The organism is Kribbella sp. NPDC003557, from assembly GCF_040610805.1.
Taxonomy (GTDB): domain Bacteria; phylum Actinomycetota; class Actinomycetes; order Propionibacteriales; family Kribbellaceae; genus Kribbella.
Map to the genome: position 1 here is coordinate 16647 of NZ_JBEXMY010000015.1, position 15634 is coordinate 32280.

Below are 15634 nucleotides of genomic sequence, written 5' to 3' on the forward strand. Positions count from 1 at the left end.
GGGCGAACCCGCGTTCGCGGGCCTCGGCCAGTGCCCGGGCTCGCGAACGCGGATTGGCAGCGGCACCGTCGAGCAGCCCGCTGAACCCGATCACCCGGCGGGCCCCACCGAACTCGACCAGGTCGACGTCGCGCTCGTCGCCGGGCTCGAAGCGGACCGACTGACCGGACGGCACGTCGAGCCGCATGCCCAGCGCCGCCTCCCGGTCGAAGTCCAGTGCCCGGTTGATCTCGAAGAAGTGGTAGTGCGAGCCGACCTGGATCGGCCGGTCACCGGTGTTGCGCACCGACAGGCGCGCCGTACGCCGGCCGGCGTTGATCTCGACCGGTTCCTCGGACAGCAGCCATTCGCCTGGAATCATCTCTTCCCCTAAGGAATCGGGTTCGCAACGGCCACGAGCTGGGTCCCGGTCCGGAACGTTGCCTCGACCTGGACGATGTTGACCATCTCTGGCACCCCGGGCATCACGTCGTCGCGGGAGAGGACGTGCTTGCCCAGCTCTGTCACCTCGGCCACCGACCGACCGTCCCGGGCCGCTTCGAGCAGCGCCTCGGTGATCAGTGCGATCGACTCGGGAAAGTTCAGCTTCACGCCGCGTTCCCTCCGCCGGCGAGCCAGCTCGGCGACCTGGTAGATCAGCAGCTTCTCGATCTCCCGCGGGCTCAGCATCATCGACGACACCCAGGTCTCGATGCGTGGCGCGGCAGGACCGGTCTCCGCCATCTCGTCAGAACCCGGCGAGGCCCTGCGGGCTGTTGTACGGGATCTCCACGCTGGTCACCTCGCTGAGCGAGCCGTCCGGCTGGACGGCGTACCCGATCAGCTTCGAGGCGTTCGCGTAGATCTGGTACAGGTAGCTGCCGTCCGGAGTGATCAGGTTGTCACTCGGTCCGCTGCTGACGGTCGCATTCAGCGCCCGGAACGTCCCGTCACCAGGCACCTTGGGGCAAGCCGCGTCGTGCACCAGCGAGATCACGTCACCGTCGATGCGGAAGCTGCTGATGTTGCTGTAGCCGAAGTTCGTCGCGAACACCCACTGGTCGTCCGGCGAGACAGCGAGCCAGCACAACTCCGACGGCAGGCCGGCGCTGGTGTCGATCTTGACGACGGGCCCGGTGCCGATCTTGCCGTCCTCGCCGAGCGTGGCCAGCGCGACGCCGTCCGCGACGGCGTAACCGATCGCGAACTGGTCCGGCCGGTGGTGGAGGAACGCCGGGTAGAACGGCGAACCGCCTCCGCCGTCCTGGAACATTCCCTCGCCCAGCGAGCCGTCCTGCTGCACGTGGAAGACGATGATCCCGTCCGGATCGGGTGCGTTCGACGCGACGGACTTCTTCGTGCCGTCCGGCTGGTCGGCCCAGAGGATCGGGGACCCGTCCGGGTTCGCCTTGGCCGGCTCGTCGAAGGTGGTGCCGACCAGGAGAAACCGCTCGTCCGGCGACAGCACCACCATGGTGGACACACGCCGCGGCTTGTCCGGGGTGTTCACCGTGTATCCCTCGGGGCGGGCCTTGAGCTTGCCGTCGGCATCCACCGACATGAGCCGCACGTGGTCCGGGCCGAACGAGTGCAAGACGAACAGCGTGCCGGTGCTCGGCAGGTACGCCAGCGACTTCGCGGTGCCGCTGCGGCCGGTCACGATGTTGCCCGTCCGTTTGACGTCGATCAGCGTGAGCTTGCCGTCCATACCCACGCCGAAGCTCGAGACCGAGTTGTCGCCGCCGTTGGTCGCGAACAGGAAGCGCTTGTCGGCGGTCAGGATCACGCTGCCCGCGGCCTCGAACGCGTTCGGCGCACTCTCCTGGCCGCTGATCGGCTTGTAGACACCGGATCCGGCGCCGCCGGTGGGGATCCGCTCCACTTCGCTGATCGTCCCGTCCGCCGCACGGGCGTAGTGGATGACGAAGTTCCTGAGCTCGTTCGTCTGGATGTACAGGTGGCCAGGGGCCGACATGCCTCGCTCCATCAGTGTGTCTCCAATTCTTGAGCGGTACATCGCAAGCCTGGAACGCACCAGGGCGCCTCGCATCGGGGTACACCCCGGCCTCCGACCCCAGTCACCCGCCACCCGGCGGTCCGACTCGGCGACGCCCTAGGGGAACACGGATGCGATTCGAACCACCCGCTTGCTTGGCTCGACGAAATGGCCAACAAGCCCGAAAGGAACGGTCGATGTCGACGATCCCCCAGATCGAACTCGCGGACGCCACAGGCGAGGCCGCGAAACTGTTGGGTCAGCTGAAGCAGAAGCTCGGCTCGATTCCCAACATGGCGAAGGCGATGGCGAACAGCCCCGCCACGCTGCAGGGATACATGGCCCTCTCCGACGCGCTGGCGAACGGAGCCCTCCCGGTCGCCGACCGTGAACGACTCGCGCTGGCCGCGGCCGAGTACAACCGGTGCACCTACTGCCTGTCGGCGCACACGTACCTGGGCAAGAACGTGGCGAAACTCGCCGCCGACGAGATCGAGCGCGCACGGCACGCCGAGTCGTCCGACCCCCACTCCGCCGCGCTGCTGACGCTTTCCGACGCCATCGCTCGCAGCCGGGGCGCCGTCGACGACGTCGCGTTGAAGACCGCCCGCGCGGCAGGAGTGACCGACGCGGAGATCGCCGAGGTTGTCGCCAACCTGGCACTGAACATCCTCACCAACTACTTCAACATCGTCGCCGATACCGACGCAGACCTTCCGGTCGTCACACCACACAACCACGGGTGACCTGCGCTCGGCGCTAACGGCCGGCTTACCGATCAGCCGATCCGCCCGACGCCGGCGATTCCGGATCTACTGTCAATCGCGTACATCCCTTTCTGTCAAAGGAATCAATCACCATGCGCAATCCGTTCATCCGTTCCCTGCCGCCGCTAATGGCGGTCGCGGCAGTTGCCGCCGGCGGCACCGGCGTCGCCAACGCTCAGGGGCTGACAGCAACCAACGACACGGAAGTCGTTGGACATGTCTACGAGGCAACCAACGCCGCGACCGGCAACGCCGTTCAGGTATTCGACCGGCTGCGTGACGGCCGGCTGCGTGCGGGACGCGTCGTCGCCACCGGCGGACTGGGGCTCGGAGCATCGCTGGCGTCGCAGAACGCGGTGGTCCGTCAAGGGAACCTGTTGTTCGTGGTCAACGCGGGCGACGACACCATCTCAACCCTCGCGATCACCCGACGAGGCCTCGTGAAGCGAGACGTCGAGCCGAGCGGCGGCGACCGGCCCGTCAGTGTCACGGTCCACGGAAGCACCGTGTACGTCGTCAACCAGGGCAACGGAACCATCAGCGGGCTTCGCCTCGGTCCGGACGGCGAGCTGAGCGTGCTCCAGGGCTCGACCAGGCAGCTCAGCAAGATCGGCGACGCGGACGCGGCAGCCGCGCAGGTCTCCTTCACCCCCGACGGACGCCATCTCCTAGTCACGCACAAGGGCGATCAGACCATCGACACTTTCGCTTTGTATGGCCGTTACGCGGGCCGTGCTGTTCCGAGTCGCTCCGCCGGCTCGACGCCATACGGTTTCGACTTCGACCGGCACGGTCACGCGATCGTCTCCGAGGCGGGCCCGAGCGCGGTGTCGTCGTACGCCGTCCGCTTCGGCCGGCTACACACGATCAGCCCGTCCGTGAGCGACACCCAGGCGGCCGCCTGCTGGCTCGTCACCACCCGGGACGGCCGCTACGCGTTCACGGTCAACGCGGCAAGCTCAACCATCTCGTCGTACAGGATCAGCCCCGACGGACAACTCTCCTTGCAGGAGGCCGTCGCGGCCCGCACCTCCGGCGGCGGCACTGACGCCGCCCTCAGCCCGGACGGCAAGACGCTGCAGATCCGCCTCGGCAACGGCACCATCGCGTCGTATGCCGTATCGCGGAACGGCGATCTGACGCCCCTGCAGGACACTGCCGGCGCCGCCACGAGCGGAACCGCAGGCCTCGCAGCCGACTGACGCCACCGTCTGAACCGCACTGCAACCGCTGCCCGCACACGTAATCCCAACGCGGGCAGCGGGCCGCCGGGCCGAGAGCACAGAACTATTTGCGGCTCGAGCCTATTTGAGCTCGGCGGAGGTCTTGCCGAGGAGTCTTCGGGCGACGATGAGTTGCCGGATCTGTTTGGCTTCCTTCGAAGATGTCGAGGATCTCGGTGGTGCTCATGGCGAGCAGCGGGCAGGACTCCCCGAAATGGCCTCTGACCTGGGGATTCGTTGCTCATTCTGGCTCAGAGGTGATCGACGATTGCCAGCGTTCGACGGACCAGCCCCGTCCGGTGTCCACGTGGTCGGCGAGGGCGCGGGCCTGACCGGTCGGACTGGGATCCGACCCATCTGACGTGACAGCGGCACCGAATGCCTCGTATCCATCCCTCGAGGAGAGGACCTGATGATGAGGTTCCGTCCGATGTTGCTCACGGTGACTGCGGCTGCGGCTCTGTCCGCCGCGGCTACGCTGCCCGCCAACGCGGATCAGACCGTTACATTCAAGTTGCACGAGATGAACGACAGTGGATCCCACGCGACAGCTACCCTGACCGCGCTCGACAACGGCAGTCTCCGGGTGAAGATCACCGGCTCCGGGTTCACACCCAACTCGCCGCATGCCCAGCACATCCACGGCGCTTCCGGCAGCCACGCGTTCATGTGCCCAGGTCCGGGCGCCGACAAGAACGGCGACGGCCAGGTCGCGACCGAGGAAGGCCTGGCGCAGTACGGCGACGTCTTCGTGTCGCTGACGACCAAGGGCGACACGTCGAAGGCGAGCGGACTGGCCGTCGACCGGATGCCGGTCGCCGACACCGACGGGAACCTGGACTACGAACGGACCATTCCCGCGGCCCAACTGCCGAAGGGCACTGTCGACAGCCTGCAGCATCTGCACATCGTGCAGCACGGACTCGACGCCAACGGCAACGACAAGTACGACCTCGCCGCGCTGGGCGAGTCGGTGTTCGCCAAGTCCCTCGGCGTGAAGGGTATTCCCGAGGAGGCAACCAACCCGGCGACCTGCGGCGAGGTCATGCCCAGTGGTGCGGTGGAAACCGGTGGTGCGTCGACCGACGGTATCGAGCAAGCCGGACTGCTCGCCTTCGGCGGGATCGCACTGCTCGGCGCCGGCGCGGCGCTGATCACGCGTCGCCGGATCCGGACGACCGCCTGACCGATGACCGATCCCGCCGCGAACCGCCCGCCGAGCCGGCGCGGCCGGATTCCCGGAATCGTCGCCGCGGTCCTCGGCACCGCCGGGATCGCGGCGACGGCGCTGGCGGTGGCGGCCCAACGGCCGTCACCGCCGGCTCCGGATCCGGACCAGCCACCGCCGGCGGCAGCCAAAGCAAGCAGAGGGCCAGCGCGAGCGACTCCGCCCTCGAGCGCGGCGCCGAAGCCGAGCCGCGTCCTGGAGTTGCCCCGATCGGAACCGGAGCTCATCACCGTTCCACGCCTGAAGATCTCGTCGCCGCTCGAGGATCTCCAACTCGACGACCAGGGTGCGATGCAGGTGCCGAAGAATCCGGCCAAGGCCGGCTGGTTCACCCCGTCGCCACCACCCGGGTCGATCGGCTCGTCGGTCATCGCCGGGCACGTCACCTGGAACAAGCGACCGGCCGTCTTCTTCCGGCTCGGTGAACTGCGCCCGGGCGACCAGATCAACATCCAGCGCGCCAACCGCACGACTGCGGTGTTCACCGTGGAGCGCATCGCCCAGTTCCCCAAGGACCGTTTCCCGTCCGAGAAGGTGTACGACGCCGCGCCGTACCCGGCGCTGCGCCTCATCACCTGTGGCGGCACCTACGACAACACCAACCACCGTTACCTCGACAACGTCATCGTCTGGGCGAGACTGACTGCTTCGCGCCCCTGACGCGCTCGGTCACGTGCCGATCAGCCGGACGTCGTCGCCGGCTCCGGCGGCGGCGTCGCGGTAGCGTCTGCTCTGCTCGATCGGACCGTCACTGTCGCGAGTACCGTGAACGAGGCTTACCGGGACGCCGGCCTGCGATACGGCGCCTCTGATCGCCACCCGTGGATCGGCGCCCGGCGTCCCGGCGGGCAGGCCTGCGCGAGCGGCAGCCCAGACAGCGAGCTGGCCGCCCGCCGAATGGCCGATCGTCACGACCTTGGTCAGTTCGATCCGCGGCTGCTCCGCGAGCGCGTCAACGGCCGCCGCGACATCCTCGAACGTCGCCGGTCCCCTGAATCAACGGTGCACGCCTCAGTACAGAACTGTCGAGGCAGCCTGTTCTTCGAGAAACGTCCTCGCAGGCTCGGTTCTGGCGACGGACGCGCCACGGGCGTAGGCGCTCGCAGCCTCGGCTTGCAGACCGAGTTTGCTCAGCATGCGGCCTCGGGCCGCGTGCAGCACGTGATAGTCGCCGAGCTCATCGGCAAGTGTGTCCAGGACGGCCAGCCCAGCACTCGGCCCCTGGGACTCCGCGAGAGCGATGGCCCGGTTCAAGGCGACAACAGGTGTCGGCATCACCTCGAGCAACCGGTCGTAGAAGCGGACGATCGCAGCCCAGTCGGTGTCCTCGTACCGCGCTGCCGCGCAGTGCAGCGCCTGGATCGCGGCCTGTAGCTGGAACGGTCCGAGACGTCTTCGGCGTATGCAGGAGAGCACGAGCGTCTGCCCTTCGTCGATCAGGGCGTGGTCCCACAGCGAGCGATCCTGGTCCTGGAGCAGCACTCCGATCCCCCGATCACCACGCGCGGGCTTGCGCGCGTCGTTCAGCAGCATCAGCGCGAGGAGACCGACAACCTCGGGCTCAGCGGGTACGAGTTGCACCAACAGCCGGGTCAGCCGGATCGCCTCGGCGCACAGGTAGGCGCGATCCCTGTCGTCAGCTCCGGTGTTGTAGACGAGGTACAGCACCGAGAGCACGGCACGCAACCTGCCGGGCAACTCGGCGTCACCAGGAATGCGGTAGGGGATGCGCGCTGCCTTGATCTTGTACTTCGCCCGCACCAGGCGCTTGGACATCGTCTCCTCGCTGACCAGGAAGCCCGAAGCCAGCTCCGGCAGCGTGAGACCGGCGACCAGCCGCAGCGTCAGCGCCACCTGATGCTCGCCGCGCAAGGCCGGATGGCAGCACGTGAACATCAGCCTCAGCTGGTCACCCTCGAACGCTTCGGATGCGGTGTGCAGCCGATCGGCAGCGATGTCCCTGGTCAGCTCGCGTCCGCGGGCGTTTCGCCGTACGACGTCGACGGCCCGGTTCCGAGCCGTCGTCACGATCCAGCCGGCCGGATTCACCGGCACGCCGTCCCGCGGCCAGCGATCCACCGCCGTGACGAAGGCGTCCTGTACGGCGTCCTCAGCCAGACTGATGTCACCGAACAGCCGGACCAGCGTGGCCACAGCCGGACCGCGCGCGTCACGGAACGCCCGCTCGACCTCCTCCATCCGCAGCCCCGTCATCGCCCTGTCAGTCGGCCCGATCGCCCCGTCACTGGCCCCGTCAGTGGCCGGCCTGCACGCGACCGGTCGCCCTGAACGGCCGCACCTCGATGTCGTGGTCGATCGCCTCGACGACCTTCTCCGCCCACGCCAGCGCGGCGTCCAGATCCTCGGCGTTGATGACGTAGAAGCCGCCGACATGCTCCTTCGCCTCCACGAAGGGACCATCGGTGGTCACCTTGTCGAGACCGGTCCCGCCCCGGACGACAGTCGACGCATCGGATCCATGAAGGGCTCCGCCGAAGACGAACGCGCCCGCCGCGTCCATCTCCTCCTCGAGCGCGATCACCCGGCCCATGAAGGCATGCATGTCCTCAGGCGTGGCCGACGTGCCGCCGCCACCGTCGTACACCGACAACAAGTACTGGTTCATCACCGGACCTCGACTCCGCGGGACCATCCCGCTCCGCCCTTTCGACGAACGACGGGCATGCGATCAGGACACCTCAGCATCTCAATCTTCCGCCAACACCGACATAGGGTTGTCGCGAGCAGCTGCGACTGTCGGACCGGACCGGCGCACCGGACGACGCATCGCAGAACGGAGGACCGACCCATGAACCAACCCGCTCCCGGGAGCCCCTTCGCCGATGAGCATCGGCCAGCCGGCGAGAAGTCCGGCGACGACACCGCTCGCGATCTGTACGACGATCTCACCGACGCACTGCTCTACGACCCGGCTATCGGACGCTCGACCATGATGGGCTACCCGTGCGTGCGCCTGGCCGACCGATTCCTCGCGTCGTACGACGCCACGAACGGTCTCGTCGTCAAACTCCCGGCCACTCGGGTGTCCGAACTCGTGGACTCCGGCACCGGCCTTCCGTTCGCCCCCGCCGGCAAAGTCTTCCGCGAATGGGTCGCACTCCCCACCGTCGACCGTGCCCTCTGGCGCGACCTGCTCGACGAGGCGGTGACCTTCGCCCGCGCTCAGGCTCCAGGCGGACCGTCGTGAATGCTCGCACTCTCCTCAGGGGTACCCACCTGAACACATGGGCGATGGGTACCTGTGGGCCGTAGGCAACCGTCGGATCCAAAGGGGGCGCGTGATGCCAGAAGCCAGGTCGGGCCAGTACGCGGGCAAGGAGTGGACCCCGGGCGAGGTGCAGCAGCTGAGGGAGCTGGCTGGGTCGAACACGCCGGTCGGGGTGATGAGCATCCGGCTCGGGCGCAGCGAGGATGCGATCCGGTCGAAGGCCCAGCACGAGGGAATCTCGCTGCAGCCACCGAACCGCCGTCCGTACGGCGACATGAGCTGAGCCGGCCCGAGGCCGGACTCCTCGCCGCGGCCAGTAGCGGCGCAGGACGTCGTAGGCGACACCGCGCCCGACGGCCTGCTACGGCCTGTCTGGGTCGGACCCGAGGTGGTCGCGCAGCAGTGCGGACAGTTCGGCCGCGCGCTCCGCGGCCCGTAGATGCTGTTCGGCGCCTGGCTCGGCCTGACCGGCTGAGGCGAGGTGGCGGCGCAGCGCGGCCTGCTCCTCCAGCGCTGACGCGGCGGACCACAGTCTGGTCTCGGAGGCTTCGGCCTGGGCCGCGGCCAGGGACTGCGGGGAGAACTGGTGCCCCACGTGGCAACGGAAGTAGCTGATGTGGTCCAGGTCTACCTGGGCCAGCGAACCGTCGCAGTCGGGGCAGACCAGGCGGGTCAGGTGGCTCTCGTTCTCGGCGAGGAATCCGGGGTCGTCGCTGTCGGCCATCCCCATCGTTCGGGCTCCTTCGGTCTTGCGCGGCGCGGGCTGCCAGTGCGGCACCGTCTCGATCGCGTCGACTATCTCGGCCGCAAGCCCGGCAAGCGGCCGCGCGGAGGCGGCGGGAGCCGCGGCGAGAGCCGCCCGTGGCATGCCCGGCCACGCGGCCGTGGCCGGGTCCTCCACCAGTACCCGGCCACCGGCCCGGCTCACGAGCGCGGCGCCCACCGCGCCGTCGTCGAGCGTCCCGGACAGCACCACCGCGACGGTGCTGGGACCGGCACGGCGGGCCGCACTCGCGAACATCACGTCGACCGATGGCCGGTGCCGGTTCACCCTCGGCCCGCGGCTCAGCTGGACCTCGCCACCGTCGACCAACACGTGATGGTCGGGAGGCGCGACCACGATGCTGCCCGGGCGGAGCGGCTCGCCGTCGCGGCCGTGTACGGCCGGCAGCGGGCCGGACCGGGACAGAATCGCCGGCAGCCTGCTGTCCGCGAACCTCGAGATGTGGATAGCGACCACCACCACGGCGTCCAGGCCCGCGGGCAGGCCGCCCGCCAGCTCCTGGATGGCTTCGACCGCACCAGCCGATCCGCCGATCGTCAACAGTTTCACGCGGCAGGCACCTCCTTCCAGGCCTCTGACACTACGCCCACCACGTAAGTGCCCTCTCGCAAGCGCGAAAACTCCCGCCGTTCGGCTGCACTCGCGGCAGTCGGTGTGATCCCGGCGCCGTACAAAGACAGCCGTGGACCGCCGGCTGACACGACTTCTGCGTCGGCTGACGGACCAGTCACGGACCAGGACGGGAATCAGCCCGGAGCTTGAGCCCCCCAATCCGGGTTCCGGTCTGCTGTAGTTGGGAACTCCGAGGGTGACGGAACCCCTTGTGAGCAATGCTATTTGAGTTCGGCGGAGGTCTTTCCGAGCAGCCGGCGAGCGACGATGAGCTGCTGGATCTGTTGGGTTCCTTCGAAGATGTCCAGGATCTTGCTGTCGCGGGACCACTTTTCCAGTAGGTGGTGTTCGGAGTAGCCGAGGGTGCTGGTCAGTTCTACGCAGCGGAGGGTGATGTCGTTGGCGGCGCGGCCTGCTTTGGCTTTGGCCATGGAGGCTTGGAGGGAGTTGGGCCGGGCGTTGTCGGCCATCCAGGCTGCCTGCAGGGTCAGGAGGTAGGCGGCTTCCCAGTCGGCTTCCATGGTCAGGTACGTCGCGGCCGCGGCGGGCTGCTGGTGGACCGGGCGGTCGTAGTCGATCTGTACGCCGGCCTCGGACAGCAGCTCGCGGGTCAGTTCCAGTGACGCTCGGGCGCAGCCGACCGCCATCGCGGCGACGAGTGGGCGGGTGTTGTCGAAGGTCTGCATGACCCCGGCGAAGCCCTTGTCGATGTCCGCGGTGCCGAGCAGGTTCTCGACCGGGACGCGGCAGTTGTCGAAGCGGATCGTGGCGGTGTCGGAGGCCCGGATGCCGAGTTTGTGTTCGAGGCGTTCGACCGTCATACCGGGCGTGTCCTTCATGACCACGAACGACTTGATCGCGGCCCGGCCGAGCGACTTGTCGAGGGTTGCCCAGACGACGACCGCGTCGCAGCGCCCGCCCGCGGTGACGAAGATCTTCTCGCCGTCGAGTACGTACGCGTCGCCGTCGAGCCGGGCTGTGGTCCGGATGCTCGCCGAGTCCGACCCGCAGTCCGGCTCGGTGATCGCCATCGCCGCCCACACGCCCTCGAAGCGCTGCAGCTGCTCGTCCGACGCGACGGACGCGATCGCCGAGTTGCCGAGGCCCTGGCGCGGCATCGACAGCAACAGGCCCACGTCGCCCCAGCACATCTCCATGATCGACAGCACCGACGACAGGTTCGACCCGTTCACGACGCCGTCGTCCGCGGCGGCGGTACGCCGGACGCCGGACGCGCCCGCGCCGGATCCGTTGCCCGAGGCACCCAACCCGTCGACCATCGCGGCCAGCATGTCCAGCTCGACCGGGTACTCGTGCTCGGCCAGGTCGTAGCGCCGCGAGTTCGGCCGGAGCATCTCGGCCGCGACCTGATGCGCCTGGTTGACGAAGGCCCGGAACTTCCGTGGCGTCTCGAGGTTGATCATCAGACCAGCACCGCACCTTCCATCACGCCGATCGCCCGCAGGTCGCGGTACCACCGCTCCACCGGATGCTCCTTCACGAACCCGTGCCCGCCGAGCAGCTGGACGCCGTCGGTGCCGATCCGCATGCCCTGCTCGGCGCACAGCCGCCGCGCCAGCGCCACCTCGCGGGCGAACGGAAGCCCCTGGGACGCGCGCGAAGCGGCCCGGTAGGTCACCAGCTTCATGCCCTCGAGCTCGATCCCGATGTTCGCGACCATGAACGCCACCGACTGCCGGTGGCTGATCGGCTCACCGAAGGCCTCACGCGAATTCACGTACGGCGTGACGTAGTCGAGCACTGCTCGCGCCGTACCCAGCGCCAGCGCGCACCACCCGAGCCGCGACAACCGCACGCACTCGGCATAGTCCTCGACCGATCCCAGCGGCACGGCCGGCACGTCCGTCAGCAGCACCCGACTCAGCGAAGCGGCCCGCAGCCCCATCGACGGCTCCGCCTCGATCGTCACGCCCGGATGATCCGGCTCCACAACGAACAGCCGCGGTCCCGCGTCGGTCTGCGCGCCGATGACGAACAGCTCCGCCTCGGCGGCCCTGGGCACCAGCGACTTCACGCCGTTCAGCAGGCCGCCGGTGAACCGCGTCCGCAGCTCGAAGGGATCGAACAACGCTCGTGGTTCCAGCAGTGCCAGCGCGGCAGGTGGGACGGACGAGCCGGTGAAGGCCGGCAGGTACGTCGCCTGCTGCGTCTCGTCGCCCCACAGCGAGATCGCCGTACTCACCGCGGACGGCGCCAGGCACGCGACCGCCTGCCCCATGTCGCCGTGCGCCAGCGCCTCGGCGACGAGTACGCCGGTCATCGCGGACCGCTCGGTGACGATGCCGCCGAGGTCCTCCGGCACCTCGATCAGGGTCAGCCCGAGGTCGGCCGACGACTCCAGCACCTTGGGGTCGGTCACGCAGGCGGTGTCCGCGGCGGCGGCAGCGGGTCGCAGTACGTCGGCGGCGAACTCGCGGACGACGTCGACCATCAACTGCTGGTCCTCGGTCGGCGTCAGGTCGAACCGCCCGGTCCCGCGCGCGGCGGGCAGCCGGGACGGCGCAGTCGGCTTCGAGGACGCGGCGAACCGGCGTGACAGCGCTCCCGCGGTCCGGAAGCCGGTCCTGGTCGCTTCGAAGACCGCCCGCTCGGCCGGTTTCCGCAGCCCGAACCGGTCGATCGCCCGCGATCCAGCCAACTTGTTCAGCAAGGCCACGCCGAACCCGATGGCGTCCCGCCTGGTCCGCTCTTGAAGGCTCATGCCAACACTGTAAACCGAAGTTACAACTCAGGTCACGCCTACCCCGGTTGGTAGCCTGACGCCATGGCGGTCAGCATGTCCGACGTGGCCCGGCACGCGGGCGTGTCGCAGCGCACCGTCTCCAACGTGGTGAACAACTACGTCCACGTCTCCCCCGCCACCCGCGCGCGCGTCCAGGCCAGCCTCGACGCCCTCGGGTACCGCCCGAACACGGCCGCCCGCCGGCTGCGCACCGGCCGCACCGGCACCGTGACCCTGGCCGTCCCGACCTTCCGCGAGCGGTACTTCGCCGATCTCGCCGAAGCGGTCGTCGCCGCCGCGCGCCGGCGCTCCACCACCGTCCTGGTCGAAACCACCGGCGGCCGCCGCGAGACCGAACTCGAACTGCTCCGCGGCGGCGGCGAGATCCTCACCGACGGCCTGATCATGAGCGCTGTATCCCTGGGCCGGATCGAGCACAGCAGTGCGCATCCGGTCGTCCTGATCGGCGACCGCGAACCGGGCAGCACGATCGACCACGTCGGCATCAAGAATCGCGAGGCAGCCCAGGCCGCCGTCACCCATCTGCTCGACACCGGACGCCGGCGGATCCTCCTGCTCGGCGCGAACCACGGCCCGAGGCGCTCGTACCAGTTGCGCCGCCAGGGCTACCAGGCCGCGCTCAAGCACCACGGCATCGCCCCCGATCCCGACCTGCTCGTCGACTGCGACTGGACCACGGAAGAGGCCGCCGCAGCGATCGCCAAGCACTTCGAGCACCTGAAGCCCGACGGCATTTTCGCGATGAACGACTCGGCCGGCCTCGGGGCACTACACGCACTGCGCCGAGCCGGAATCGACGTACCGGGTGACGTCTCGGTGATCGGGTTCGACGACATCGTCGAGTCGGGTCTCGCCACGCCGACGCTCAGCACGGTCGCCCCGCTCCTCGACGAGATCGCGGCCGGCGCCCTCGACCTGCTCGAGGAGCAACTCGCCGGGGACCACGTCCCGCAACACCGGATGGCCGGCTACGAACTCCGCCTCCGGGAGAGCTCCACGCGCTGACAACCAACCCCTCACGACCCCTTGTGGCCCAGATTTGCTACGTAGTAAATTCCGGCCCCATGACGCGTACCGCCCTCGCCCCCAGGTTCACCGGAGCCGGCTCCATCGAGTTCGCGGACCACGAGTACCCGGACCCCGGACCCGGCCGGCTGCTCCTCGCCGTCCAGGCCAACGCCCTGTGCGGCACCGACCGCCACCAGTACTACGACGGCTCGTCCGTCGTCCCCGGACACGAAGCCGCCGGCATCGTCCTGCAGGCAGGCCCCGGCACCAGCACGCCCGTCGGCACCCGCGGCGCCGTGTTCCTGATGGACTTCTGCGGCGAGTGCCGCAGCTGCCGCTACGGCGCGACGAACCAGTGCCAGGCCAAGCGCGCCGACATGGGCTTCACCCACGACGGCGGCTACGGCCCGTACGAACTGGTGCACGAGACCAACTTCTTCCCGGTCACCGACGACATCGAGATCGGCAACGCCACCATGCTGCTCGACGTGATGGGCACCAGCACCCACGCGCTCGGCCGCGCGGCGCTGGTCCGGCAGGACGTCGAGAGCGTCTACGTCGCGGGCGCCGGTCCGATCGGGCTCGGGCTGACCGTGATGAGCAAGCTCAAGTACGGCGACGTGCCGGTCTACATCTCCGACTTCTCCCGCTGGCGGCTCGACTTCGCGGAGTCGTTCGGCGCGATCCCCCTGCTCGCCGACGATCTCGCGGCGGCCGGGAACCCGGACCTCGCGTTCGACTCGTCCGGCAAGGAGGCCGCCCGCCGTGCCGCGCTCGACATCATCAGCCCGCGCGGTGCACTGATCTGCGTCGGCCACGGCGAATCGGTCACGCTCGACGTGTCCCGCGACCTGATCAGCCCCGAACACGCCGTCCTGGGCAGCGAGTACTTCCGGTACGACGAGATGCCCGGCAACCTCGCCCTGCTGTCCGAGCACCAGGACCTGATCGCCCGCGTGATCAGCCACCGGTTCCCTGTCGCGGACATCGCCGAGGCGTTCCGCCTGTTCCTGGCCGGCGAGACCGGCAAAGTCGTGATCACCCAGGACGGCATCGCATGAAAGACCGCCTGAAGATCGCGGTCGTCGGCGCCGGCGGCTGGGGCGAGCACCACGCGCGGATCTTCTCCCGGCGCGAGGACACCGAGCTGTGCGCGGTCGCCGGCCGCACGCCCGACAAGACCCGGCGCAGGGCCGAGCGGTACCGCGCGACGCCGTACACCGATCTCGACCTGATGCTGGAGCGCGAACGCCCCGACCTCGTCACGGTGTGCCTGCCGAACGAGGACCACTACGACGTCACGCTGCGCCTCGTGCGCACCGGCGTACCGCTGCTGGTCGAGAAGCCGCTCGTCTTCGATCTCGCCGAGGCCGACGCACTCCTCGACGCGGCCGGCGACCGGTTCTTCGCGATCAACTTCAACCACCGGTACGCCGAGCCCGTGCAGCGCGCGAAGGCCCTGATCGACGCCGGTGAACTGGGCGAGCTGATCTTCGCCACCTGGCGCTTCGGCGGCGAGGCGAACCGCGGCGGGTCCCCGCACGCGAACCTGATCGAGACCCAGTGCCACGGCTTCGACATGCTCGAGCATCTGGTCGGCCCGGTCTCCGCGGTCTCGGCGCACATGACCGACAAGACGTACGGCGCGTTCAGCACGGTCGCGCTGGCGCTCGACTTCGAGAACCGCGCGGTGGGCACGATGCTCGGCACGTACGACTCGTCGTACGCCTACCCCGACACGCAGCGGATCGAGATCAACGGCACCGAAGGGCGCGTGGTCATCCATGACACGGTCCGCGCGCTGACGTTCTCGAAGGCCGGCGATCCGGTCGAGCAGCGCTGGCACTCGACGTACTTCGACGACGAGGCGCGCAACTTCGCGGGCACCTTCGACCGCCACGTCGACGCGCTGCTCAGCGCACTCCGGGCCGGCGACCCGCCACCCGTGCACGCCCGCGCCGGCCGACGCGCCCTCGCACTCGCCTACGCCACCATCGAGTCCTACGAGACCGGTCGGCGGGTCAGCCTCACCTGACGCCCTCTC

At 68.9% G+C, this 15634-nt stretch carries 16 protein-coding genes and 2 pseudogenes; 9 read left to right on the forward strand and 9 right to left on the reverse strand.

The features are described from left to right. Nucleotides 1–64: 64 nt before the first annotated feature. From ABZW60_RS39910 to ABZW60_RS39920, 3 genes and pseudogenes are all read right to left on the reverse strand, one after another. Nucleotides 65–361, reverse strand: a pseudogene (locus ABZW60_RS39910) (urease subunit beta); the annotation flags it as partial. Between the two features lie 8 nt (nucleotides 362–369). Continuing rightward, nucleotides 370–672, reverse strand: coding sequence for an urease subunit gamma (locus tag ABZW60_RS39915; RefSeq protein ID WP_355485956.1), 303 nt, complete (start codon nucleotides 670–672; stop codon nucleotides 370–372). A gap of 55 nt (nucleotides 673–727) precedes the next feature. Then, the gene (locus ABZW60_RS39920; RefSeq protein WP_355485871.1) at nucleotides 728–1954 is read right to left on the reverse strand and encodes a beta-propeller fold lactonase family protein; all 1227 of its coding nucleotides are present in this window, start codon (nucleotides 1952–1954) and stop codon (nucleotides 728–730) included. Nucleotides 1955–2172: 218 nt separating this feature from the next. On the opposite strand from ABZW60_RS39920, the gene ABZW60_RS39925 reads away from it, so the two are divergent. The 4 genes from ABZW60_RS39925 (at nucleotide 2173) to ABZW60_RS39940 (ending at nucleotide 5853) form a co-directional block, all read left to right on the forward strand. After that, nucleotides 2173–2721: a carboxymuconolactone decarboxylase family protein gene (locus tag ABZW60_RS39925; RefSeq protein WP_355485872.1), complete on the forward strand. Its 549-nt coding sequence runs from the start codon at nucleotides 2173–2175 to the stop codon at nucleotides 2719–2721. 113 nt (nucleotides 2722–2834) lie between these two features. After that, nucleotides 2835–3944, forward strand: a complete 1110-nt coding sequence (locus tag ABZW60_RS39930) for a beta-propeller fold lactonase family protein (RefSeq protein ID WP_355485873.1) — start codon at nucleotides 2835–2837, stop codon at nucleotides 3942–3944. A gap of 544 nt (nucleotides 3945–4488) precedes the next feature. Further along, nucleotides 4489–5151 carry a hypothetical protein gene (locus ABZW60_RS39935; protein WP_355485874.1) on the forward strand — a complete coding sequence of 221 codons (663 nt, stop codon included), beginning with the start codon at nucleotides 4489–4491 and terminating at the stop codon, nucleotides 5149–5151. A gap of 3 nt (nucleotides 5152–5154) precedes the next feature. After that, nucleotides 5155–5853 (forward strand): class F sortase, encoded by a 699-nt coding sequence (locus ABZW60_RS39940; RefSeq protein ID WP_355485875.1) that lies wholly within the window; start codon nucleotides 5155–5157, stop codon nucleotides 5851–5853. A 9-nt stretch (nucleotides 5854–5862) separates the two neighbouring features. Here the strand turns inward: ABZW60_RS39940 and ABZW60_RS39945 are convergent. From ABZW60_RS39945 to ABZW60_RS39955, 3 genes and pseudogenes are all read right to left on the reverse strand, one after another. Further along, nucleotides 5863–6168 (reverse strand): annotated as a pseudogene (locus tag ABZW60_RS39945) (prolyl oligopeptidase family serine peptidase); the annotation flags it as partial. Nucleotides 6169–6204: 36 nt separating this feature from the next. Beyond that, nucleotides 6205–7407, reverse strand: a complete 1203-nt coding sequence (locus tag ABZW60_RS39950; RefSeq protein WP_355485876.1) for a sigma-70 family RNA polymerase sigma factor — start codon at nucleotides 7405–7407, stop codon at nucleotides 6205–6207. Nucleotides 7408–7447: 40 nt separating this feature from the next. Continuing rightward, complete coding sequence (locus tag ABZW60_RS39955) at nucleotides 7448–7819, reverse strand: YciI family protein (protein WP_355485877.1); 372 nt, start codon at nucleotides 7817–7819, stop codon at nucleotides 7448–7450. 183 nt (nucleotides 7820–8002) lie between these two features. On the opposite strand from ABZW60_RS39955, the gene ABZW60_RS39960 reads away from it, so the two are divergent. Next, nucleotides 8003–8401, forward strand: coding sequence for a hypothetical protein (locus ABZW60_RS39960; RefSeq protein ID WP_355485878.1), 399 nt, complete (start codon nucleotides 8003–8005; stop codon nucleotides 8399–8401). Between the two features lie 94 nt (nucleotides 8402–8495). Continuing rightward, a complete protein-coding gene (locus ABZW60_RS39965; RefSeq protein WP_355485879.1) occupies nucleotides 8496–8705 on the forward strand; it encodes a hypothetical protein in 210 nt (69 codons plus the stop codon). A 78-nt stretch (nucleotides 8706–8783) separates the two neighbouring features. Here ABZW60_RS39965 and ABZW60_RS39970 read toward each other — a convergent pair whose 3' ends face one another. From ABZW60_RS39970 to ABZW60_RS39980, 3 genes are all read right to left on the reverse strand, one after another. Then, nucleotides 8784–9755 (reverse strand): chemotaxis protein CheB, encoded by a 972-nt coding sequence (locus tag ABZW60_RS39970; RefSeq protein WP_355485880.1) that lies wholly within the window; start codon nucleotides 9753–9755, stop codon nucleotides 8784–8786. A gap of 284 nt (nucleotides 9756–10039) precedes the next feature. After that, on the reverse strand, nucleotides 10040–11242 hold the full coding sequence (locus ABZW60_RS39975; protein ID WP_355485881.1) for an acyl-CoA dehydrogenase family protein: 1203 nt from the start codon (nucleotides 11240–11242) through the stop codon (nucleotides 10040–10042). Next, nucleotides 11242–12540 (reverse strand): acyl-CoA dehydrogenase family protein, encoded by a 1299-nt coding sequence (locus tag ABZW60_RS39980; RefSeq protein ID WP_355485882.1) that lies wholly within the window; start codon nucleotides 12538–12540, stop codon nucleotides 11242–11244. Before ABZW60_RS39980 ends, ABZW60_RS39975 begins: the two co-directional genes overlap by 1 nt. Before the next feature lie 63 nt (nucleotides 12541–12603). Here ABZW60_RS39980 and ABZW60_RS39985 point away from each other — a divergent pair, with 63 nt between their 5' ends. The 3 genes from ABZW60_RS39985 to ABZW60_RS39995 are packed head-to-tail and all read left to right on the forward strand — an operon-like array spanning nucleotide 12604 to nucleotide 15625. Next, nucleotides 12604–13587 (forward strand): LacI family DNA-binding transcriptional regulator, encoded by a 984-nt coding sequence (locus tag ABZW60_RS39985; RefSeq protein ID WP_355485883.1) that lies wholly within the window; start codon nucleotides 12604–12606, stop codon nucleotides 13585–13587. 59 nt (nucleotides 13588–13646) lie between these two features. Beyond that, nucleotides 13647–14651, forward strand: coding sequence for an alcohol dehydrogenase catalytic domain-containing protein (locus ABZW60_RS39990; RefSeq protein ID WP_355485884.1), 1005 nt, complete (start codon nucleotides 13647–13649; stop codon nucleotides 14649–14651). Then, on the forward strand, nucleotides 14648–15625 hold the full coding sequence (locus ABZW60_RS39995) for a Gfo/Idh/MocA family oxidoreductase (RefSeq protein WP_355485885.1): 978 nt from the start codon (nucleotides 14648–14650) through the stop codon (nucleotides 15623–15625). Before ABZW60_RS39990 ends, ABZW60_RS39995 begins: the two co-directional genes overlap by 4 nt. The last annotated feature ends 9 nt before the right edge of the window (nucleotides 15626–15634 follow it).